At 70.0% G+C, this 20,560-nt stretch carries 28 protein-coding genes; 18 read left to right on the top strand and 10 right to left on the bottom strand.

What is annotated here, in order from left to right:
* Nucleotides 1–77 precede the first annotated feature (77 nt).
* A complete protein-coding gene (locus BMZ82_RS28200) occupies nucleotides 78–383 on the top strand; it encodes a DUF6247 family protein (RefSeq protein ID WP_256252149.1) in 306 nt (101 codons plus the stop codon).
* Nucleotides 380–739 (top strand): hypothetical protein, encoded by a 360-nt coding sequence (locus BMZ82_RS28195; RefSeq protein ID WP_093780209.1) that lies wholly within the window; start codon nucleotides 380–382, stop codon nucleotides 737–739. Before BMZ82_RS28200 ends, BMZ82_RS28195 begins: the two co-directional genes overlap by 4 nt.
* Here BMZ82_RS28195 and BMZ82_RS28190 read toward each other — a convergent pair.
* The 6 genes from BMZ82_RS28190 to BMZ82_RS28165 all read right to left on the bottom strand — a co-directional run bounded on the left by BMZ82_RS28190 (nucleotide 714) and on the right by BMZ82_RS28165 (nucleotide 6,475).
* Nucleotides 714–2,177 (bottom strand): HAMP domain-containing sensor histidine kinase, encoded by a 1,464-nt coding sequence (locus tag BMZ82_RS28190; protein WP_093780208.1) that lies wholly within the window; start codon nucleotides 2,175–2,177, stop codon nucleotides 714–716. The two genes, BMZ82_RS28195 and BMZ82_RS28190, sit on opposite strands and share 26 nt — an antisense overlap.
* Nucleotides 2,174–2,908, bottom strand: coding sequence for a response regulator transcription factor (locus tag BMZ82_RS28185; RefSeq protein ID WP_093780207.1), 735 nt, complete (start codon nucleotides 2,906–2,908; stop codon nucleotides 2,174–2,176). The genes BMZ82_RS28190 and BMZ82_RS28185 overlap by 4 nt, the downstream gene beginning before the upstream one ends.
* Nucleotides 2,909–3,027: 119 nt before the next feature.
* A complete protein-coding gene (locus BMZ82_RS28180; protein WP_093780206.1) occupies nucleotides 3,028–3,270 on the bottom strand; it encodes a hypothetical protein in 243 nt (80 codons plus the stop codon).
* 40 nt (nucleotides 3,271–3,310) lie between these two features.
* Nucleotides 3,311–4,432 (bottom strand): S1C family serine protease, encoded by a 1,122-nt coding sequence (locus BMZ82_RS28175; protein WP_093780205.1) that lies wholly within the window; start codon nucleotides 4,430–4,432, stop codon nucleotides 3,311–3,313.
* Nucleotides 4,433–4,537: 105 nt separating this feature from the next.
* A complete protein-coding gene (locus tag BMZ82_RS28170; RefSeq protein ID WP_093780204.1) occupies nucleotides 4,538–5,560 on the bottom strand; it encodes a LacI family DNA-binding transcriptional regulator in 1,023 nt (340 codons plus the stop codon).
* Nucleotides 5,561–5,674: 114 nt separating this feature from the next.
* Complete coding sequence (locus tag BMZ82_RS28165) at nucleotides 5,675–6,475, bottom strand: response regulator transcription factor (protein ID WP_093780203.1); 801 nt, start codon at nucleotides 6,473–6,475, stop codon at nucleotides 5,675–5,677.
* A 204-nt stretch (nucleotides 6,476–6,679) separates the two neighbouring features.
* Between BMZ82_RS28165 and BMZ82_RS28160 the strand changes: the two genes are divergently transcribed.
* From BMZ82_RS28160 to BMZ82_RS28125, 8 genes are all read left to right on the top strand, one after another.
* The gene (locus tag BMZ82_RS28160; RefSeq protein ID WP_093780202.1) at nucleotides 6,680–7,549 is read left to right on the top strand and encodes an alpha/beta hydrolase; all 870 of its coding nucleotides are present in this window, start codon (nucleotides 6,680–6,682) and stop codon (nucleotides 7,547–7,549) included.
* A gap of 37 nt (nucleotides 7,550–7,586) precedes the next feature.
* Nucleotides 7,587–7,841 (top strand): MoaD/ThiS family protein, encoded by a 255-nt coding sequence (locus BMZ82_RS28155; RefSeq protein ID WP_093780201.1) that lies wholly within the window; start codon nucleotides 7,587–7,589, stop codon nucleotides 7,839–7,841.
* A gap of 2 nt (nucleotides 7,842–7,843) precedes the next feature.
* Nucleotides 7,844–8,974, top strand: a complete 1,131-nt coding sequence (locus BMZ82_RS28150; RefSeq protein ID WP_093780200.1) for a hypothetical protein — start codon at nucleotides 7,844–7,846, stop codon at nucleotides 8,972–8,974.
* Nucleotides 8,975–9,086: 112 nt separating this feature from the next.
* A complete protein-coding gene (locus BMZ82_RS28145; RefSeq protein ID WP_093780199.1) occupies nucleotides 9,087–9,824 on the top strand; it encodes an LmeA family phospholipid-binding protein in 738 nt (245 codons plus the stop codon).
* A gap of 231 nt (nucleotides 9,825–10,055) precedes the next feature.
* A complete protein-coding gene (locus tag BMZ82_RS42810; RefSeq protein WP_350818853.1) occupies nucleotides 10,056–10,139 on the top strand; it encodes an Ms5788A family Cys-rich leader peptide in 84 nt (27 codons plus the stop codon).
* A gap of 137 nt (nucleotides 10,140–10,276) precedes the next feature.
* Complete coding sequence (locus BMZ82_RS28135; RefSeq protein WP_093780198.1) at nucleotides 10,277–11,116, top strand: sulfurtransferase; 840 nt, start codon at nucleotides 10,277–10,279, stop codon at nucleotides 11,114–11,116.
* Nucleotides 11,117–11,151: 35 nt separating this feature from the next.
* The gene (locus BMZ82_RS28130) at nucleotides 11,152–11,439 is read left to right on the top strand and encodes a DUF1416 domain-containing protein (RefSeq protein WP_093780197.1); all 288 of its coding nucleotides are present in this window, start codon (nucleotides 11,152–11,154) and stop codon (nucleotides 11,437–11,439) included.
* 85 nt (nucleotides 11,440–11,524) lie between these two features.
* The gene (locus BMZ82_RS28125) at nucleotides 11,525–11,785 is read left to right on the top strand and encodes a DUF3099 domain-containing protein (protein WP_093780196.1); all 261 of its coding nucleotides are present in this window, start codon (nucleotides 11,525–11,527) and stop codon (nucleotides 11,783–11,785) included.
* A 33-nt stretch (nucleotides 11,786–11,818) separates the two neighbouring features.
* On the opposite strand, the gene BMZ82_RS28120 is transcribed toward BMZ82_RS28125, so the two are convergent.
* Nucleotides 11,819–12,181 (bottom strand): DsrE family protein, encoded by a 363-nt coding sequence (locus BMZ82_RS28120; RefSeq protein WP_093780195.1) that lies wholly within the window; start codon nucleotides 12,179–12,181, stop codon nucleotides 11,819–11,821.
* A 279-nt stretch (nucleotides 12,182–12,460) separates the two neighbouring features.
* Here BMZ82_RS28120 and BMZ82_RS28110 point away from each other — a divergent pair, with 279 nt between their 5' ends.
* From BMZ82_RS28110 to BMZ82_RS28100, 3 genes are read left to right on the top strand one after another with little or no spacing between them, the layout of a single operon-like run.
* Entirely contained in the window at nucleotides 12,461–13,036 is a 576-nt protein-coding gene (locus BMZ82_RS28110) for a heme-binding beta-barrel domain-containing protein (protein ID WP_093780194.1), read from the top strand.
* Between the two features lie 16 nt (nucleotides 13,037–13,052).
* Entirely contained in the window at nucleotides 13,053–13,514 is a 462-nt protein-coding gene (locus BMZ82_RS28105) for a Fur family transcriptional regulator (RefSeq protein WP_093780193.1), read from the top strand.
* A 10-nt stretch (nucleotides 13,515–13,524) separates the two neighbouring features.
* Complete coding sequence (locus BMZ82_RS28100) at nucleotides 13,525–14,490, top strand: CAF17-like 4Fe-4S cluster assembly/insertion protein YgfZ (protein WP_093780192.1); 966 nt, start codon at nucleotides 13,525–13,527, stop codon at nucleotides 14,488–14,490.
* A 43-nt stretch (nucleotides 14,491–14,533) separates the two neighbouring features.
* Here BMZ82_RS28100 and dtd read toward each other — a convergent pair whose 3' ends face one another.
* On the bottom strand, nucleotides 14,534–14,959 hold the full coding sequence (dtd, locus tag BMZ82_RS28095) for a D-aminoacyl-tRNA deacylase (protein ID WP_093780255.1): 426 nt from the start codon (nucleotides 14,957–14,959) through the stop codon (nucleotides 14,534–14,536).
* A gap of 163 nt (nucleotides 14,960–15,122) precedes the next feature.
* Between dtd and BMZ82_RS28090 the strand changes: the two genes are divergently transcribed.
* The 3 genes from BMZ82_RS28090 (at nucleotide 15,123) to BMZ82_RS28080 (ending at nucleotide 18,283) form a co-directional block, all read left to right on the top strand.
* Nucleotides 15,123–15,689, top strand: coding sequence for an RsiG family protein (locus tag BMZ82_RS28090; protein WP_093780191.1), 567 nt, complete (start codon nucleotides 15,123–15,125; stop codon nucleotides 15,687–15,689).
* Between the two features lie 92 nt (nucleotides 15,690–15,781).
* Nucleotides 15,782–17,041, top strand: coding sequence for a GNAT family N-acetyltransferase (locus tag BMZ82_RS28085; protein ID WP_093780190.1), 1,260 nt, complete (start codon nucleotides 15,782–15,784; stop codon nucleotides 17,039–17,041).
* A gap of 333 nt (nucleotides 17,042–17,374) precedes the next feature.
* A complete protein-coding gene (locus BMZ82_RS28080; RefSeq protein WP_093780189.1) occupies nucleotides 17,375–18,283 on the top strand; it encodes a winged helix-turn-helix domain-containing protein in 909 nt (302 codons plus the stop codon).
* Here BMZ82_RS28080 and BMZ82_RS28075 read toward each other — a convergent pair.
* Entirely contained in the window at nucleotides 18,273–18,467 is a 195-nt protein-coding gene (locus tag BMZ82_RS28075) for a hypothetical protein (protein ID WP_093780188.1), read from the bottom strand. The two genes, BMZ82_RS28080 and BMZ82_RS28075, sit on opposite strands and share 11 nt — an antisense overlap.
* 148 nt (nucleotides 18,468–18,615) lie before the next feature.
* Here BMZ82_RS28075 and BMZ82_RS28070 point away from each other — a divergent pair, with 148 nt between their 5' ends.
* Nucleotides 18,616–19,494, top strand: a complete 879-nt coding sequence (locus tag BMZ82_RS28070; protein ID WP_093780187.1) for a GntR family transcriptional regulator — start codon at nucleotides 18,616–18,618, stop codon at nucleotides 19,492–19,494.
* The gene (locus BMZ82_RS28065; RefSeq protein ID WP_371271315.1) at nucleotides 19,443–20,303 is read left to right on the top strand and encodes an HAD family hydrolase; all 861 of its coding nucleotides are present in this window, start codon (nucleotides 19,443–19,445) and stop codon (nucleotides 20,301–20,303) included. Before BMZ82_RS28070 ends, BMZ82_RS28065 begins: the two co-directional genes overlap by 52 nt.
* Here the strand turns inward: BMZ82_RS28065 and BMZ82_RS28060 are convergent.
* Entirely contained in the window at nucleotides 20,287–20,475 is a 189-nt protein-coding gene (locus BMZ82_RS28060) for a hypothetical protein (protein WP_093780185.1), read from the bottom strand. The two genes, BMZ82_RS28065 and BMZ82_RS28060, sit on opposite strands and share 17 nt — an antisense overlap.
* Between the last annotated feature and the right edge of the window lie 85 nt (nucleotides 20,476–20,560).

The raw sequence follows: 20,560 nt of genomic DNA, 5'->3' as shown, positions 1-20,560 counted from the left end.
TCGTAAAGACGGCGCGTCGAAAGAGGGCATTGACCATGACTGCTCACGCAACGGAAAACGACCAGACCATCCCCCCGATGCCCGAGCGGACCCCGTTGGCCTTGCGTGAGGCCATCGCCGCAGACACTCCGCTGCTGCTGCCCGACTTCGACAAGCACTGGAAGTGGGCGATCGCCGACGCCTACAACCTGAGCCCCGTGCTCGCCTTCATGGCCCGCTGGTGGGGTGAGTATGCCCTGGCCAGGGACCCCGAGCTGGACGAACACGTACACGATCTCGAACTCCGGGCCTCGGAATCCACCGACCTCGCCGAGGCGAAGGCCCTCCTCGAAGAGGCGTCGAAGATCCGCCACCGGGTGCAGAAACTGGAGCCCGGCGAGTGACCGATGGTTTTATGGGGCCGCCTTGGCAGATGGACTGGCGGCTCGATGCTCTCGCGGTCCTCGAAGCGCTGCCTGCGCATGCGCAGGAGATGGTCTACGCCGTCCGTGCCGAACTGGTCACGGTGAAGGATCCGTACTTCCGAGGCATCGAAACCGATGCGAATCTGCCTGACGGCATGACGGTCGAGCCAGCGCTGTCCAGTCGGCCGAAGGGTGCTCGCATCCTCTTCTTCGACCATGGAAACGGCTGGCTCACCTACACCTTCGTGCCACGTGTGGAAGACCCCCAGATCGTCGTGGAACAGGTCTTCTGGCAGGAAGCCGATCCCGCTACGGGGCTTCCGGCGGAGGAGTAGCCGCCCCCGGCAGCCGTATCGTCGCCACCGTGCCGCCGCCGTCCGCGCGGGCCAGGGTGACCTGGCCGCCGGACTGTTCGACCGTGCGGGCGACGATCGAGAGGCCCAGGCCCGAGCCGGGGAGGGCGCGGGCGCTGGGGGAGCGCCAGAAGCGGTCGAAGACGTGGGGGAGTTCGTCCTCGGGGATGCCGGGGCCGTGGTCGCGGACGGTCAGGGTGCCCTCGGTGAGCTGGACGTCGATCGTGCCGCCCTCGGGGCTGAACTTCACCGCGTTGTCCAGGATGTTGACCACCGCCCGCTCCAACGCGGCCGGTTCGGCCCTCGTGTACCAGGCATCGAGGGACGCGTTGATCGTCAACTCCGGGCCGCGCAGGCGGGCTCGGCGCAACGCCGACTCGACCGTGTCCTCCAGCGACACCACCTGAACGCGTTCGCCGCGCTGGCCTTCCGAGCGGGACAGTTCCTGCAAGTCGCCGATGAGGGAAGCCAGTTCCGTCATCTGCGCCTTTACCGACGCCAGCAGCGCCTTGCGGTCCGCCTCCGGGATCGGACGGCCCGTCTCCTCGCTTCGGGTGAGGAGCTCGATGTTCGTCCGCAAGGACGTCAGGGGGGTGCGGAGTTCGTGACCGGCGTCCGCGATGAGTTGTTGTTGCAGCTCATGGGAGTTGGCGAGGGAGGAGGTCATCGAGTTGAAGGAACGGGAGAGCCGGGCGATCTCGTCGTCGCTCTCGTCCTCGACGGGGATGCGGATGCTCAAGTCCTCGGTGCGGGCCACGTGTTCGACGGCTTCGGTGAGCTTGTCGACGGGGCGCAGGCCGGCCCGGGCGACCGCGAGTCCGGCGGCCCCGGCTCCGAGGACGCCGACGCCGGAGACCAGCAGAAGGATCAGCGCGAGATCGTTGAGGGTGCCCTCGGTGCCCTTGAGGGGGGTGGCGATGAGCAGTGCCGTGTCCGGGTACTGCTGTGGCGGCGAGCCCATGCCCTCGCTGACCATCAGGGGGATGGTCAGCACGCGGACGGAATTGCCCTCGGAGTCCGTGCCGTTGCGGTAGGTGCCCTCACCGCTGTCCGCGTTCTTGATGACGTCCTTGTCCTCGTCAGAGACCTTCACCACGCCCGTGGAGGTCGCGGACACGCAGGCGGTGCCGTCCTTCTTGACGAGCTGGAGGTAGTACGAGCCGTGGGCCCGCAGGCCGCTCAGATCCGTCTCGACAGGCTTCTGCGGGCAGGTGCTGAGCAGGCCCTGTACGTCGCTCCACCGCTGCGGCTGCGACATCTTGTTGAGGTCCGCGTTGACCTGGTCGTACAACTTGCCCTGCACGATGAACCAACACGTCACCGAAACCGCCGCCACCGCGAACGCCACAGCGGCAGCGACCAGCATCGACAGGCGGGCCCGGATCGGGAGGGTCCGGAAGCGGCGTACCAGCTTGTTCACTCCGCGCCGCCCTGTCGCAGGACGTACCCGACGCCCCGCACGGTGTGCACGAGGCGCGGTTCGCCGCCGGCTTCCGTCTTGCGGCGCAGGTACATCACGTACACGTCCAGCGAGTTGGACGACGGCTCGAAGTCGAAGCCCCAGACCGCCTTCAGGATCTGCTCACGGGTGAGGACCTGGCGCGGGTGTGCCATGAACATCTCCAGGAGCGTGAACTCCGTGCGGGTCAGTTCCACCGGGCGACCGGCCCGCGTCACCTCGCGCGTCGCGAGGTCCATGCGCAGGTCGCCGAAGGTGAGGGCGTCGTCCGCCGGCGCTTCCACTCCGGCCGCCGCCGCGTAGGAGCTGCGGCGCAGCAACGCCCGTACGCGGGCGAAGAGTTCGTCGAGTTCGAAGGGCTTGACCAGGTAGTCGTCCGCACCGGCGTCCAGTCCCGTCACGCGGTCGCCGACCGTGTCGCGGGCCGTCAGCATCAGGATGGGCGTCGTGTCGCCCGCGCCCCGGATGCGGCGGGCGGCGGTGAGGCCGTCCATGCGCGGCATCTGGATGTCCAGGACCACCAGGTCGGGGTGGTAGGACGTGGCCTTCTCCAGGGCGTCCGCGCCGTCGACCGCGACCTGCGTGTCGTAGCCCTCGAAGGCCAGGCTGCGCTGGAGTGCTTCGCGCACCGCCGGCTCGTCGTCGACGATCAGGATGCGCTGGGTGTCACGGTCGCCTTCGGCGGGGCTCATGGGCGTGTATTCCTCGGGTGCGGTGGGACGGACGGGAGGCTGGGGCCTGCTGAACGTGCTGGGTGGCTTCAGCCTCGCACGGTTCCCGGTGTGCGCGTGAAGAGCGGGTCGCGGTGTGATCAGCCGCGCATCGCCGCGAGCCGGTTCAACGGAACCTTGCGCAGGTGCGGGCGGGCCGCCGTGACGCGCAGGCCCATCAACTGCGGGGCCGTCGTCAGATGCGGGGCCGCCACCTCCGGGGCGCGCACCACCGTCCGCTCCACCGCCGCGACCGGCGCGTGCAGCTCGTGGGCCACGTCGAGGGCCAGGGCGAGGTCGGCCGCGCCGAAGCCGGTCACCTGGTGCGAAACCTGCTTGATCATGACGTACTCCCTACGCGGTCAGTGGATGTTCGGTGGACGTTCAGTTGTCGGAGCCGCCGGCCCGCAGTGTGGCGAGGTCGGCCTTGACGGTGTTGATCGGGATGGCGAAGCCGAGGCCGACGCTGCCGGCGTCGGAGGACGAGGAGCCCGCGGCGGCGGAGTACATCGCGGAGTTGATGCCGATGATGTTGCCGCCCGCGTCGATGAGCGCGCCGCCGGAGTTGCCGGGGTTGAGGGAGGCGTCGGTCTGGAGCGCCTTGTACGTCGTCGTGGACGTACCCGTGTCGCCGTTGAACTGCTGGCCGCCGAACTGGAACGGCCAGTTGCCGCTGCCGTCGCCCTGCTGGCTCTGACTCTGGCTCTGGCTCTCGTCCGTCGAGACGGTCACGTCCCGGTTCAGGGCGGAGACGATGCCGCTGGTGACGGTGCCGGACAGGCCCTCGGGCGAGCCGATCGCCACGACCGTGTCACCGACCTTGACGCCGTCGGAGTCGCCGAGGGTCGCCGCCTTCAGACCGGACGCGTTCTCCAGCTTGATCAGCGCGAGGTCCTTCTTGCTGTCCGTGCCGACGACCTTGGCGGTGTACGACGTGCCGGCGCTGGTCGTCACCTTGATCGAGTTCGCGCCCGAGATGACGTGGTTGTTGGTGAGGATCTCGCCGTCGGTCGTGATGATCACGCCGGAGCCGGTGGACGACCCGTTGCTGAGGGTGGCGCTGATCTCGACGACGCTCGGGCTGACCGCCGCGGCGATCGAGGCGACGTCACCGGTCTTGCTGGACGGCACCACACTGGTCGTGGTGGACGAGGAGACCACCTCGTTCTTGCCGGTCAGCTCCTGGATGCCGTACGCCGTGCCGCCGCCTATCGCCGCCGCGACGATCGCCACGGCGGCGAGCAGCGCGAGCGGGCCACGGGTGCGCTTCTTCTTGCCGGGAGCGCCGTGCGCGGGCTCCCCGGCAGGCGGGGTGAGGAGAGCGGTTCCGCCGTCGTGGCCGTCACCGTAGCCGCCGTGACCGGCGTAGTTACCGTGGCTGCCGGCCGCCGCCTGGTACTCCGGCTGGTACGCCGGCGGGGGCGGCCACTCGGGGTTCACGGGAGAGGAACCCATGGGGGAGGTGGAGTTCTCGTACTCGCCGCTGCGGCGGATGCTCTCGGTCATGGAAAGAAGCTTGCCGCTCAACCATGAGAGCTCCCTGAGTGCTCCCTGAGAAGCCCGGCAGAACCTCGTATGCCCGAAATAAAGCCTCGCTGGAGCCCGGGAGGCCTACGCGCAGCCGCAGGACCTGCGGAGCACCAGCCTCGACGGGAAGACCTTCAGCCGCTCGCGCCGGGAGCCGACGACCCGCAGGCCGTCGTCCAGGACGAGGTCGACGGCCTCGCGGGCCATCGCCGAGCGGTCCGATGCAATCGTTGTCATGGGCGGGTCAGCCAGGCCCGCTTCCTTGATGTCGTCGAAGCCGATGAGCGCCAGCTCGCCCGGCACGTCGATGCGCAGCTCGCGCGCCGCGCGCAGCACGCCGATCGCCTGGTCGTCGGTGGAGCAGAAGATCGCCGGCGGGCGGTGCGGCCCGGCGAGGATCTCCAGACCGACCTGGTAGGCGTCGTAGCGGTTGTAGGGGGCCTCGAAGAGCCGGCCCTCGGTGCTCAGCCCGGCCTCGGCCATCGCGCGCCGCCAGCCCTCGACGTGGTCGGAGACGGGGTCGCCGACCGACGGCGTCTCGGCGGTGCCGCCGACACAGGCCACGTACGGGTGACCGTGCTCCAGGAGGTGACGGACGGCGAGCTGGGCCCCGCCCAGGTCGTCGGTGACGACGGCGACGTCGTCGATCGCCTCGGGGCGTTCGTGCAGCAGCACCACGCGGGCGTCCCACGCGTCGATCTCGGCCGCCGCCAGGTCGTTCAGCGCGTGGCTGACGAGGATGAGGCCCGAGACGCGCATGCCGAGGAACGCCCGCAGGTAGTGGACCTCGCGCTCGGCGACGTAGTCGGTGTTGCCGACCAGCACCATTTTTCCGCGCTCGGAGGCGGCCTGCTCGACCGCGTGCGCCATCTCGCCGAAGAACGGCTGACGGGCGTCCGGAATGATCAGGCCTATGAGGTCCGTGCGCCGGGACGCCATCGCCTGGGCCACCCGGTCGGGCCGGTACCCCAGTTCCTTGATGGCGGCGAGGACACGCTCGCGCGTGGCCGGTGCTACCGGCCTAGGTCCGTTGTTGATGACATAACTCACGACGGCGGTGGATGTCCCCGCCAGCCGCGCCACATCATCCCGAGTCACCTTGGCCACCCACGGAGTCTACGCGGATGGACCGGCTCTGGGCAGGGCGTAAGGAAGCTTCTCTGCCGCTTCCGCCTCGCTTCCCCGTGCGGAAGCGGCACCCTGTCCGAGCAGGTAGAGGGCCTACTGGCGGGTACTCGGCTCCGCCGGGATCCCTTCGGCGTCCAGGGCGGCCGCGTTGTCCGCATCCTCCGTGTTTGCCTGCTCCGGCCGGTCCGCCTTGGCCTTCGACTCGTCCGCGGCGCGCTCCCCCTTCTCGGGGGTAACGAATCGGTAACCCACGTTCCGGACGGTGCCGATCAGCGACTCGTGCTCCGGGCCGAGCTTCGCGCGCAGCCGTCGTACGTGCACGTCGACCGTGCGGGTGCCGCCGAAGTAGTCGTACCCCCAGACCTCCTGGAGGAGCTGGGCGCGGGTGAAGACGCGGCCCGGGTGCTGGGCGAGGTACTTCAGGAGCTCGAACTCCTTGAAGGTGAGGTCGAGGACCCGGCCCTTCAGCTTCGCGCTGTAGGTCGCCTCGTCGACGGACAGGTCGCCGTTGCGGATCTCCATCGGGGAGTCGTCGTTGACGATCTGCTGGCGGCCCATGGCCAGCCGCAGACGCGCCTCGACCTCGGCCGGTCCCGCGGTGTCGAGGAGGACGTCGTCGATGCCCCAGTCGGCGGTGACGGCGGCGAGGCCGCCCTCGGTCACGACGAGGACGAGCGGACAGCCGGGGCCGGTGGAGCGCAGCAACTGGCACAGGCTGCGGACCTGGGGCAGATCACGGCGACCGTCGATCAGGATGACGTCGGCACCAGGGGTGTCGACGAGGGCGGGGCCTTCCGCCGGAGCCACGCGCACGTTGTGCAGCAGCAGGCCGAGAGCGGGGAGCACCTCCGTCGACGGCTGGAGAGCGTTGGTCAGGAGCAGCAGAGAACTCATACGTCTGGTTCCTCCTCGGTCCCTGCGAGGACGTTTGCGGCACTGCGGTACTACGGCACGGCTTCTGCGTTCCCGAAGGCCCGGTACACCCGTGGTCACCTGGCGTTTCCCGCCCGGTCGCCACTTCGTATACAACGCTCCCGAAAGCACAAAAGGACCCGGGGGCTACGCTGCCCGAGTCCTCTGTCCAGCAGAATAGCCCACATGAGCAGCAGTCCGGCAGGTCATGCGGCACCTTCCACCGTTCGTCCGGATACCGAGACGGGCACGCACGCACCATTGCGGACGTTTCTGCCCACCGGCGATGGCATTTCGATCGATTCCGTATACGAACCGGGTCGCGTTGTATACGACGCCTGTACGTCACCCGCCGGTCATCCCGCGTTCGCGTCCGCGTCCGCGTCCGCGACCGTGTTCGTGATCGCGCACGGGTTCACGGGGGACGTGGACCGCCCGCACGTGCGGCGCATCGCGTCCGCCCTCGGCCGGTACGGGGCCGTCGTCACCTTCTCCTTCCGGGGGCACGGCCGCTCCGGCGGGCACTCGACGGTCGGCGACCGCGAGGTGCTCGACCTGGCCGCCGCGGTGGAGTGGGCGCGCTCGCTCGGGCACGCGCGCGTGGTGACGGTCGGGTTCTCGATGGGCGGCTCGGTCGTCCTGCGGCACGCGGCGCTGCAGGCGGGGGCGGCGGACGCCGTCGTCTCCGTGAGCGCCCCCGCCCGCTGGTACTACCGGGGCACGGCCCCCATGCGCCGACTGCACTGGCTGGTCACCCGCCCCGAGGGCCGCCTCGTCGGCCGCTACGGCTTCCGGACCCGGATCGACCGCCGCGAGTGGGACCCCGTACCGCTGTCGCCCGTCGAGGCGGTCCCGAGGATCGCGCCGACCCCGCTGCTGATCGTGCACGGCGACCAGGACGGCTACTTCCCCCTCGACCATCCCCGGATGCTCGCCGAGGCCGCCGGTGACCACGGCGAACTCTGGCTGGAGCCCGGCATGGGCCACGCCGAGCACGCGGCCGACGATCGGCTGCTGGCCCGGATCGGGGACTGGGCGGCCACCCGGGCGGGCTAGCCTGACCGTGTACACAGCCGATCGATTGAGGAAACCGATGCCCAAGGTCACGGTGCGCTACTGGGCGGCCGCCAAGGCCGCGGCCGGGGTCGCCGAGGAGCCGCACGACGCGGACACCCTCGCCGAGGCCCTCGACGCCGCGCGTACGCGACACCCCGGCGAACTGGTGCGTGTCCTGCGGCGATGCTCGTTCCTCATCGACGGTGACCCCGTGGGCACCCGCGCACATGAGACGGTACGGCTGGCCGACGGCGGCACGGTCGAGGTGCTCCCGCCGTTCGCAGGAGGGTGACGATGTCCGACCAGCAGCCGTATCAGCCGTATCAGCCGTATCAGCCGTACCAAGGGCAACAGGGCCAGCAGGGGTACCAGCCGTATCCGCAGGCCCAGGGGTACCCGGGGCAGCAGGAGCAGCAGGGGCAACAGGGTTACGACCAGCGGGAGTGGCCCGGGCAGCAGCCGGGGTACGACGACCCGCAGGCCCACCCGCAGTACGCCCAGGACGCCCAGCACACGCAGCAGTGGCAGGGCGAGACCTGGGAGACCAGCGTGCAGCCGACGCTCGCTCCCGCGGCCTACACGCCGTACGTGTCCCCGGCCGCCGCACAGGTGTCGGCACCCGCATCCGTGCCCGCGCCCGCACCTGAATCGGCACCCGGCAACGCCCGTCTCACCGACGCCCAGCGGGCCCGGCTGGAGGGGCGGTCGCCGATCATCGAGCCGGGGATGCAGCCCGCCGCGCTCACGGCGCTGCTCGGACTGCTGCTCTCCGGCGGGGCGGCGATCGGCTCGTACGCGCTCCTCGTCCCGCTCGTCGTCCTCCAGGCCGTCACGGCGGCGGGCTGGTTCCGGCTGAACGGCATGTGGCCGGCCCGGCAGGGCATCGCCCTCGCCTTCCTCGGCGCGCTGGTCTCGGACGTCGTACTCCTCGTCGCCGGCCGGGCGAACGCGCCCGCCGCGATCCTCGGCACCCTCGGCGTGTGGGTGCTGCTCTGCCTGGTCCTCAACCTGCGTTCGCACGCCGACCCGGACGAGCGCATGGCCGGTCTGATGGCGACCGTCGCCTCCTCCGCGCTGGCCGTCCTGGCCACCGGACACCTCGGTGCCGAACCGGACGCGGTGACCGTCGGCGCGGCTGCCGTGGCCGTGGCCGTGCTGGCCCGCGCGCTGCCGCTGCCCACCCCCGCCTCCGTCGTCGTGGCGCTGCTCGCCGCGGCGGGCGCGGGCATCGCGGTCGGCGGGATGACCGGGATGGGCGCGAAGGGCGCGCTGCTCGGCGCGGGCGCGGGCGTCTGCGCGCTCATCGGCCACCGGGTCGCGAGCTACGACTACCCCTCCCGCTTCGTCCACTTCACGGCGGGCGTGGCCCTGCCGCTGGCCGCCGCGGCACCGGCGGTGTACGTGCTGGGTCGGGCGCTGGCATAAGGGACTTCAAGTCGAGGCAAGGGTCTGTCACAGGTGATCGACAATTCGGCGACGGCCCTTGCCGTGCGGGTTACCTTGAACCGTCGTCAGTGATGTCAGGGGGAACCACCGCATGCGTGCGCTTCGAATACTGCTGGTCGTCGTCGTGATCCTGGGCGGCCTGTTCGCCCTCGCGGACCGGCTCGCCGTGAACTTCGCGCAGGGCGAGGTCGCCGACAAGCTGAAGACCAGCGAGGGCCTCGCCGCCACCCCGGACGTGTCCATCAAGGGCTTCCCGTTCCTCACCCAGGTCGTGGGCGGCTCGCTGGACGACGTCGAGATCGGCATCAAGGACTACGAGGCGGCGACCGGGACCAGCGGTCGGTCGATACGGATCGACGACCTCCAGGCGGACATGAAGGGCGTCGAGTTCTCCGGCGACTACAGCTCCGCCACCGCGACCAGCGCCACCGGCACCGCGTCCATCACCTACGCCGAGCTGCTGAAGACGGCGAAGTCCGAGCCGACGCAGGTGATGCCGGGCGTCACCGCCAGCGTCGTCGGGCTCTCCGACGGCGGCAACGGCAAGATCAAGGTCGCCGTCGAGGCCACCGTCCTCGGCACCAGGCTGCCGCAGCCCGTGTACGTGCTGAGCACGGTCACCGTCGCGGGCGACACCGTCCGGGTGCACGCGGACTCGCTGCCCAGCTTCGGCGGGGTCCAGGCCGCCGAGAACGAGGTGCGCTCGATCACCGACTTCCAGCAGAAGATCGACGAGCTGCCCGGCGGGATCCAGCTCGACAAGGTCGTGGCGGGGAAGAACGGTGTGGAGATCTCGGTGAAGGGTTCGAACGTCAAGCTGGCCGGGTAGGCCTGACCTCTGGCCGACCTCTGGCCGACCTTCAGTGACCTTTGCTGGACAGGCGCCGTCCGACAGGCGAGACGCCGCCGTCCGTACCGTAGCCGTGATGGCGGATACAAGCGCCCGGAAGCCGCACACCGACGGCCCGGGCGCTTCGCATGTCCCAGTATCCGGACGATCGCGTCTCACCATGCGGAGCCCTGGTGACACGGCCGCCTGTCCGTCCTTACGATCGACGGCATGATGCAGCGACAGGCGGATCTCACGAAGCGGCGGGCAGTAGACCTGTGCCGCGTCGCCGCCATGCTCTGTCGCCCCTTCTGAGCGGAAGCGCCGCCGGCCTTCCGCGCCTCCCGGCGCCCTCACCCAAGGGCATCCGTGCGCCGGCCGCCGGCGAGACCCGGCCGCGCACCCCTCTTTCTTGCACACCCCCGCCGCACCTGCCCCGGAGGAGAACGAGCATGAGCCGCAGCGACGTCCTGGTCGACGCAGACTGGGTCGAGGCCAATCTCGACAACGCCGACATCGCCATCGTCGAGGTCGACGAGGACACGTCCGCGTACGAGAAGAACCACATCCGCAACGCCATCCGGATCGACTGGACCAAGGATCTCCAGGACCCGGTACGCCGTGACTTCGTCGACCAGGAGGGCTTCGAGAAGCTCCTGTCGGCCAAGGGCATCGGCAACGACACGCTGGTGATCCTGTACGGCGGCAACAACAACTGGTTCGCGTCGTACGCCTACTGGTACTTCAAGCTGTACGGCCACGACAACGTCAAGCTGCTCGACGGTGGCCGCAAGAAGTGGGAGCTGGACGCCCGCGAGCTGGTCGAGGAGGTGCCCGCGCGCCCCGAGACGTCCTACACCGCCAAGCCGCAGAACACCGCCATCCGCGCCTTCCGCGACGACGTCGTGGCGGCCATCGGCACGCAGAACCTGGTCGACGTCCGCTCGCCCGACGAGTTCAGCGGCAAGCTGCTCGCGCCGGCCCACCTCCCGCAGGAGCAGTCGCAGCGTCCGGGCCACGTCCCGTCCGCCCGCAACATCCCGTGGTCGAAGAACGCCAACGACGACGGCACCTTCAAGTCGGACGACGCGCTCAAGGAGCTGTACGCCGACGAGCAGGTCGACCTGGCCAAGGACACGATCGCGTACTGCCGCATCGGCGAGCGCTCGGCCCTGACCTGGTTCGTGCTGCACGAGCTGCTCGGCGTGGAGAACGTCAAGAACTACGACGGCTCCTGGACCGAGTACGGCTCCCTGGTCGGCGTCCCGATCGAGCTCGGCGCCAACAAGTAACCGCGTAATCGCTGCGACCTGAAGGAAACCAAGACATGTGTGGAGCGAAGGCCGGCGGCCCGGACGCCTCGACGATCAAGCCCGGTGAGACCACCATCCAGGGTCAGGTGACCCGCGACGGCGAGCCGGTGGTCGGATACGTCCGCCTGCTGGACTCGACCGGCGAGTTCACGGCCGAGGTCCCGACCTCGGCGACCGGACAGTTCCGTTTCTACGCGGCCGAAGGCACCTGGACCGTCCGCGCCCTCGTTCCGGGCGGCACGGCGGACCGTACCGTCGTCGCCCAGACGGGCGGCCTCGCGGAGGTCGCGATCGCCGTCTGACGACAGCGCCGCGCCGAAGGGCCGTACCCCACGCACCGGGGTACGGCCCTTCGCCGTGCCCGGTACCCGGGCCTACCCTGGACGTATGTACGCCCGCCGTAGGCACGTCTACTTCGCCATGATGGGCACCTGCATCGGGTTGTTCGTCCTGGCCTGGGCCGTCGTGCGGCTCTGGTCGGTGCCGGTGGCCGTCGGGATGTGTGTGGTCGCCATGGTCATCCCGCCGGTCGCCGCGATGGTCGCCAACCGGCGCGGCCCCGAGGACCGCTGGTGGGACGACCCCTCCGGCGACCCGAAGTCCGACGAGTGGTGGGACGAGCTGGACGGCAAGAAACGCCGCCCGTAGCCGGCCCCGGCGCTGTCTTCTGAGACGGCTGTCTCAGTAGACGAGCGCCTGCGTCTCGTCCCCCAGCGCCTCCTGTACGAAGACCTGCGCCCCCGCGATCCGTACGCCCTCGATGACGTCCTTCTCCGTGATGTCCCGGCGGGCCGCGCACTGGGTGCACAGGGTGAGGCGGCCGCCCGCGAGGATCGAGTCGAGCAGGTCGGGCAGCGGGGCCGCGTGCGGCAGCTCGAACCCGGCGGCCCGGCCCGGCAGCGCGAACCACGCGGACTCCCCGGTCAGCCACAGCGAGACCTCGACCCCGCTGGCCACGGCCACCGCCGCGACCGTGAACGCCTGAGAACACCGCTCGGGCGCATCGGCGCCCGCCGTCACCTTGATCACGAGCTTCTTCGCCATGCCCGAATCGTAATCACCCCGCCCACGCGGACGGTGGCCCTGCAGAGCCCGCTTCCCGGCCGACCCGTAAGCTGGGCCCCGGCCCTGTCGTACGTGTACCGAAGCTGTACGTGTACCGAACCACGCTCATCCGAGGAGCACCCCGTGGAGATCTTCTTCGAAGCCCTGCTGGTCCTGGTCTGCGTCGGCGTCCTCGCCTTCGCCGGTCTGACCGTGAAGAAGCTGTACCAGGGCCAGCGCTGACCGACCCCGTCCAGTCCAGTCCAGGAACTGCCACTCATGATCGAGATCCCGTCCGACCTCCACAAGGACCTCGTCCCGCTCGTCTTCCTGCTCGGCAGTTGGGCGGGCGCGGGCGTGCACGACTTCCCCGGCTCCGAGAAGTGCAACTTCGGACAGGAGGTCACCTTCGGCCACGACGGCCGTGACTTCCTGGAGTACCACTCCCACACCTGGGTCCTGGACGGCGACGGGAACAAGGTCCGCCCCCTGGAGTCGGAGTCCGGCTTCTGGCGCATCGACGCCGACCGCAAGGTCGAGGTGACCATGGTCCGCGACGACGGCGTGGTCGAGATCTGGTACGGCGAGCTGGCCGCCAAGAAGCCGCAGATCGACCTGGTCACGGACGCGGTGGCCCGCACGGCCGCCTCCGGCCCGTACACCGGCGGCAAGCGGCTGTACGGCTACGTCAAGAGCGACCTCATGTGGGTCGGCGAGAAGCAGACCCCCGAGGTCGAGCTGCGCCCCTACATGTCGGCCCACCTGAAGAAGGTCGTCACCCCGGAAGACGTCGAACGCTGGGCGAAGGCCCTCCCGGACGACATGCCGGACGACGGGATCGCCTTCTTCAAGTAGTCCTAGACTCTTCGGTGTGGTGAACACTGGAAGCACCGACTGGAAGAGCGATCTGCGGCAACGCGGCTACCGGCTGACCCCGCAGCGGCAACTCGTGCTCGAAGCCGTGGACACCCTGGAGCACGCGACCCCCGACGACATCCTCGTGGAAGTGAGGAAGACGGCGTCGGGGGTCAACATTTCCACCGTGTACCGGACCCTGGAGCTCCTGGAGGAGCTCGGGCTGGTCAGCCATGCCCATCTGGGGCACGGCGCGCCGACGTACCATCTCGCCGACCGGCACCACCACATCCACCTCGTCTGCCGGGACTGCCAGAACGTGATCGAGGCGGATGTGCAGGTGGCCGCCGAGTTCCGGGCCAAGCTGAAGTCGAGCTTCGGGTTCGAGACCGACATGAAGCACTTCGCGATCTTCGGCCGCTGCAAGGACTGCTCCCTTAAGGCCTCAACTGCCAAGGCTTCAACTACCGAGTCGTAGGCTTAGGCGTATGAAGAGCCCTCTGCTGTCCCTGCCCGGCGCCGTCCCCGCCGAGGGTGTGGACGAAGGTGTCGCCGGCCACTACGGCGACCTGTTCCGTGAGCAGCGTGCCCTCGCCGACGGCGCCGGGTTCGTCGACCTCTCGCACCGCGGAGTCGTCGCCGTCACCGGCGCGGACCGGCTGAGCTGGCTGCACCTGCTGCTCACCCAGCACGTCACCGACCTGCCCGTCGGCCAGGCGACCGAGGCGCTGATCCTCTCGGCGCACGGCCACATCGAGCACGCGCTCTACCTGGTGGACGACGGTGAGACGGTCTGGGCGCACGTCGAGCCCGGCACGCAGGACGCGCTGATCGCCTACCTGGAGTCGATGAAGTTCTTCTACCGGGTCGAGGTCGCCGACCGGACCGCGGACACCGCGGTCGTGCACCTCCCGGCCGGGTCGATCGCGTCCGTCCCGCCCGGCGCCGTCGTCCGAGAGACCGCCTACGGCCGCGACCTCTTCCTCCCGCGCGCCGACCTGGAGTCGTACGCCGAGCAGGCCGGACCGCCGGTCGGGATCCTCGCCCACGAGGCGCTCCGCGTCGAGCAGCACCGGCCGCGCCTCGGCTTCGAGACCGACCACCGCACCATCCCGCACGAGCTGGGCTGGATCGGTACGGCCGTGCACCTCCAGAAGGGCTGCTACCGGGGCCAGGAGACGGTCGCCCGCGTCCAGAACCTCGGCAAGCCGCCCCGCCGCCTCGTCTTCCTGCACCTCGACGGCAGCGAGGTGCTCCTCCCGCCGGCCGGCACCGAACTCCGCGTCGCCACCGAGGACCCCGACGGCCGCAAGATCGGCTTCATCACCACGTCCGCCCGCCACCACGAACTCGGCCCGGTGGCCCTGGCCCTGGTGAAGCGCAACGTCCCGCTGGACGCCCCGCTGGTGGCGGGGACGACGGCGGCGGCCCAGGAAGTCGTCGTCGAACCCTAGTTCCCCCCTGGTTCCCCTCCCGGTGGTCCCGCTGGATCTCGGGCTACATCTCGAGCAGGACGGTGAACGGGCCGTCGTTCGTCAGTGACACGCGCATCTGCGCGCCGAACCGGCCCGTCGCCACCGTCGCGCCCAGCGCGCGCAGTTGGGCGACGACCTCCTCGACGAGGGGCTCGGCGACGTCGCCGGGGGCGGCCGCGTTCCAGGTGGGGCGGCGGCCCTTGCGGGCGTCGCCGTACAGCGTGAACTGGCTGATCACGAGGAGCGGTGCGTCGATGTCGCTGCACGACTTCTCGTCCTTCAGCATGCGCACCGACCACAGTTTGCGGGCGAGTTGGGCCGCCTTCTCCTTGGTGTCCTCGTGGGTGACCCCGACCAGGACGCACAGGCCCTCGCCGCTGATCTCCCCGACCGTCTCGCCGTCCACGACGACGCTCGCGCCGTCCACTCTCTGCACCACCGCTCGCATGCCGACCATGATGCCGGGTCCCCGGCAACCGGCGCGCGGGGGCCCATTTTTGATCCTTAAGCCCCTATCTGGGGCCGTTCGGGGGGACTCGGTCACATAGCGGCGACTTGGGGTGGCACGATGCTTCCACCACACGCCGGCCGAGGGGACGGGGCAGAGGGACATGAGCACACCGAGTACCGGGCGGCCTGCCACACAGCGGCCGCCGGCACAGCGCAGCGACAGCCCCGTGCTGCCCACGGAACCACCGGAGCACGACCTGCTGCGGCTGAGCCTGCCCGAGCTGCGCACCCTGCGCCGGGACGCCCAGCGCGACGAGGCCGACCTGAGCTATGTACGACGGCTGCTCCAGGGCCGTATCGACATCCTGCGCGCGGAGCTGGCCCGGCGGTCGCCGACGGGTGCGGCGTCCGTGGTCGACCGGCTGTCGGAGATCCTCACCGACGCCCCGGCCCGCCACCGCTCCTCGGCCCGGCACGTCACGCTGGGCACCCCGCACAGCGAGGAGTACCGGCGGCTGGCCGCCGACATGCTCGCCGACGTCGAACTGTCCGACCTCGACGCCCGCACCGACCCCGAACTCCACGAGGCGATGGCCCGCCTCGTGCGCTACGAACAGCAGGTCTCCAGCCGCCGCCAGCGACTCCAGCGCACGGCCGACGAGTCGGGCGCGGAGATCACGCGCCGGTACCGGGAGGGCGAGGCGCAGGTGGAGGACCTGCTGGTGTGACGCCGGGAGCGGTACGGGTACGAGCGGGGGCGGTACGGGCGGGGGCGGGAAAATCTCCGCGCGACCGCCCCTCACCTGCTTACCGTGGCCGTATGACCGACGTACGCCAGATCACCGACGCCGAGATTCCCGACTGGATACGCGCCCTCAACACGGGCTTCCTGCGTCCGCCCACCGTCTCCGACCGGCACCTCGCCGACCGCCGTACCGCGATGGCGGGCTCCCGCACCTCGGGCGCCTTCGACGCGGGCCGGTGCGTGGCGACGTTCCGCTCGTTCGACCAGGAGCTGACGGCGGTGGGCGGCGCCCCCGTCCGCGCCGACGCCATCTCCAACGTCGCCGTCGTGGCCACCCACCGCCGCCGCGGTCTCCTCACCCGTCTGATCGGCGACGACCTGACGGCCGCGAAGGACCGCGGGGACGTCGTCGCCACCCTCATCGCCGCCGAGTACCGGATCTACGGACGGTACGGCTTCGGCCCGGCCACCACGACGACCGAGTGGACGATCGACGTCCCCCGGGCCGGCCTCGACCCGCGCCGACCGGGCCACGGCGGCCTGGCGGACACGGAGGGCGGCGGCCGGATCGACCTCGCCGATCCCGAGGAGGTCCGCAAGGCCGGTCCGGACCTGCATGAGCGGCTGCGGCTCGCCCAGCCCGGCGCGGTCAGCCGCAACGAGCACTGGTGGGCCACGGACACCGGCGTGCTGGAGTCGAACGGCCGCGCCTGGACCGAGCCCTTCTACGCGGTGTACCGGGCGGCGGACGGCACGGTCGAGGGCATGGTCTCGTACGAGGCGGACGACCGATGGAGCGACGCCAAGCAGCCGCGCAACACGGCGTCCGTGAACTGGCTGCTCGCGGTGACCCCGGCCGCCGAGCGCGCCCTGTGGCACTACCTCTGCTCCATCGACTGGATCACGCAGGTCAAGTCGGGCTGGCGGGCCCCGGACGACCTGCTTCCGCTGCTGTTGCCCGACCCGCGCGCGGCGCGCGTCAGCACGCAGGCGGACTGGCTGTGGGTGCGGATCCTGGACGTCGTACAGGCTCTTCAGGCGCGTACGTACGACACGGCGGGCACGCTGGTCGTGGAGGTCGTCGACCGGGCCGGGCTGGCCGGAGGCCGCTTCCTGCTGGACGCGACCCCCGACGGCGCCTCCTGTACGCCGACCACCCGCAGCGCCGAACTCACCCTGGACGTCGCCGAGTTGGCGACGCTGTGGCTGGGTGACGAGTCGGCGGGGCGGCTGGCGGCGCTGGGCAGGCTCCGGGAAGAACGAGCGGGCGCCGCTCGACGGGCCGACGCCCTGCTGCGCACGTCCGGGCGCCCTTGGTGCCCGGACATGTTCTGACGGCTCCTTTCGGTCGGGGGGAAGGTCTCGGTGTTCGTTCGTGCATCCGTAGCTGTTGCGTTGTGACTGTTCAGTTGTGGCTGTGCGGTTCTGCTTTTTTGTCTGTTCAGTTGTGGCTGTGCTGCGATGTTCAGTTGTGGCTGTACGTCGGTGTCGACCGTTCGGGCTCCCGGCTCCCCTCCGGAAGGGAACCCATCGGCCAACCATCTGAAAGTTTGACCATGTTGCTGAAGTTGGCTGCCAACTTCACTGTACTTATGTCCGCTTGGAAGCGTCCTATAACCATCTCTCTTTGAACTGCCCAAAGATGGCGGGAAGTTGTACTGTGCGGACGTGGACCCGGAAAATGCCTCCGTCACTGCGCGGAGGGGGGCGGAGCGGCCGCAGCGGTCACACCGCGAGGTGGCCGACGAGCTGCGCGCCCGGATCAGAACCGGGGTGCTGCGGCCGGGTCAGCGCATGCCCACCCAGGCCAAGCTGGCGGACGAGTTCGGCGTCGAGCGGGGTGCCGTACGCCAGGCGCTGCGGATTCTGCAGTCCGAGCAGCTCCTCACCAACGTCTCGAAGGGCAGCCCGGCGACGGTCGCCGCGCGGCCCGGTGCGGCCGGCCCCCCGATCGGTCCCGGGGCGGTGCCGCAGCCCTCGATGGTCGGCCTTCCGCCCCGGATCACCGAGGCGTTCGGCGCCGAGCACGTCGAGGTCGACGCGCTGTGTCTGACGGCGGTCTCGCTGACGGCCGCGATCAGCGAACCCCTGCGCCAGATCCACGCCGGGCAACTGAATCCGGCCAAGATCGACGTGCGGGTCCTGCTGCCGTCCCGGAACATCGACCTCGCCTTCCCGGCGCCGGTGGACGTCTCGGAGACCGGGCGGCTGCAACGCCACTGGCTGGCCCATCGCAACGCCCAGGGCCAGGTGCTGCGGCACAACCTGCTCACCCTGCGCGCCACGCACGGCATCGACGTGCACATCACGTTCCGCGCGCTGCCCTTCACCCCGCCCGTCAAGCTGTACCTGCTCAACGGCACGGAAGCGCTGTTCGCCTACTACACGGTGCAGCGCGGCGCGCAGACGATCGACCAGGAGCACCTGGAGATGTACGACGCCGAGGGCTCGCGGTCGGTGCTGTTCGCCTTCGAACAGGGCGCCGGACCACGCGACACCACCTTCGTACGGCAGTCCCGGCTGTGGTTCGACGCGCTGTGGGAGACGATCAGTTCGGAACTGGTGCTCACGAGCTGACGGCGGGCCCGGTGGCGAGGAGGGCCAGGATCACGGCGCCGGCGGAGCTGATCACGGGGCTCTTGGCCTTGATGCCGACGCTGAGCAGGAGCAGACCGACGGCGCCGGCGGTGCCGTACTTCCACTGGATGGTCTGCTCGACGCCGACGACGAAGGCTGCGCAGAGGAGGACGAGGACGGGCATGGTGGTTCCCCCCTTCCGGGAGTGGGAGGCAAAACTTCCGCCAACTCGCTTAAGTTGGCAACCAACTACAACTATGTTGTCCCCACTTGGCAGCAACTGCTAAACAACTTCCAAACAACTCCCGTCAGATGGATGGAAGTTGTAGCGTTTGGTCGTGACCCAGGAGAACGTGGCAGTGAACGGCAACAGAAGGCTCTCGCCCGACCAGATCGCCGCCGTCCTGCGCGAACGCATCCACGGCGGGGATCTCAGGGCCGGTGACCGGCTGCCCACCCAGGCCGAGCTGGCCGACGAGTTCGGCGTCGAGCGGGGCGCCGTACGCCAGGCGCTGCGGGCCCTCCAGGACGACGGTCTGCTCACCAACGTGAGCAAGGGCAGCCCGCCCCGGATCGCGCAGCCGCCGGACCCGGGCCGCGACGAGCCGCAGCCCACGATGGTCGGCCTGGCCCCCCGGATCACCGAGGCGTTCTCCGCCCGGCACGTCCGCGTCGACGCGGCCTGTCTCACCGCCGAGAGCCTCATCCCGGCCCTGGCCGAGCCGCTGCGGCTGATCCACGGCGGCCGGATCCGCCCCGAGCGGATCGACGTCCGCATCCTGCTGCCGTCCCGGGACATCAGCCTCGCCTTCCCGGTCCCGGTCGAGGGCCGTGGCGACGACGACGCGGTGCACGAGCGCTGGCTGTCCATGCGCAACGCCCAGGGGCACGTCCTGCGGCACAACCTCCAGACCCTGCGCACGCACGGCATCGACGTCAACATCACCTTCCGCGCGCTGCCGTTCACCCCGCCGGTGAAGCTGTACCTCCTCAACGGGCAGGAGGCGCTGATGGCGTACTACATGGTCATGCGGCGGGAGGAGCACACCGACGCCGGGCGACTCGACATGTACGACGTGCTCGGCACCGAGTCGCTCCTCTTCTCCTTCGAGAAGTCGGCAGGCCAGCGCGACGCGGCGTTCGTCGAGGAATCCCAGAAGTGGTTCGACGCCCTCTGGGAAACCATCACGACGGACCTGACACTCTCCTAATGACCTCTCATACGACGCAGACTGAACAGGTGGCACCCGACAGCGACACAGACACCGGCACGGGAACAGGCACAGACACAGACACCGGCATGGAAAGCAGTAGGGGAGACGAGGCTGCGGACCGGCGGAAGGCGATCACGCGGGCGCGGGTCGTCCTGTGGGACTTCGACGGGCCGATGTGCCGCTTGTTCGCGGGGCATTCGGCGCGGCGCGTGGCCCAGGACCTGATGGGCTGGCTGGAGGGGCGGGGCCTGCACCGGCTGCTGACCGAGGCCGAGCGGCGCTCGCTGGACCCGCACGTCGTGGTGCGCGCGGTGGACCGCGCGCGGCCCGGCAGCGACCTGGTGGCCGAGCTGGAGGAACGCCTCACCCAGGAAGAACTGCGCGCCGTGGCCTCGGCGATGCCCACGGCGTACGCCGACCCGCTGATCCGCACCTGGAGGGCGACCGGCCCACGGCTGGCGATCACGACCAACAACTCGCCCCGGGTGGTGACCAGTTACCTCGCCGGACGCGGCCTCACCGACTGCTTCGCCCCGCACATCTACGGCCGCACCCAGGATCTCGGGCTGCTCAAGCCGCACCCGCGCTGTCTGCACCTCGCGCTGCGCGCCCTGGGCTCGGCGCCGGAGGACGCCCTGATGATCGGCGACACCCCGTCCGACTTCGCGGCTGCCGACGCGGCCGGCGTCCCGTTCCTCGGCTACGCGCGCAACGCGGACAAGGAGCGGCGGTTGCGGGGCGCGGGCGCCACCCTGGTGGTCAACTCGCTGGAGACGGTGCTGGAGACGGTCAGGCACCCGGCCTGAGCATCAGCACCACCAGGATGATGCCCACCAGCGTGGTGAGCAGTTTGTGCCGGGCCCGGACGGCCACCGCCAGCGTGAACATGAGCATCACGCCCAGCGCGCCGAGCTTCGCCTGCACGGTCAAGCCCGCGCAGTACGCGACGAGTTCCAGAAGAGCCGATAACAGGAGCACGGTCTGCCACCTCCATGCCAGTCTCTGAGATATCCGCGAATCTCGCCTGATCTCTGCCAAGTCTCTGTGAAGTCTCCGTGAAGCG

The organism is Streptomyces sp. yr375, from assembly GCF_900110755.1.
Lineage (GTDB): Bacteria > Actinomycetota > Actinomycetes > Streptomycetales > Streptomycetaceae > Streptomyces.
Note: the sequence above shows the minus strand (reverse complement) of the source record. Positions and strands in the feature narration are given on the sequence as shown.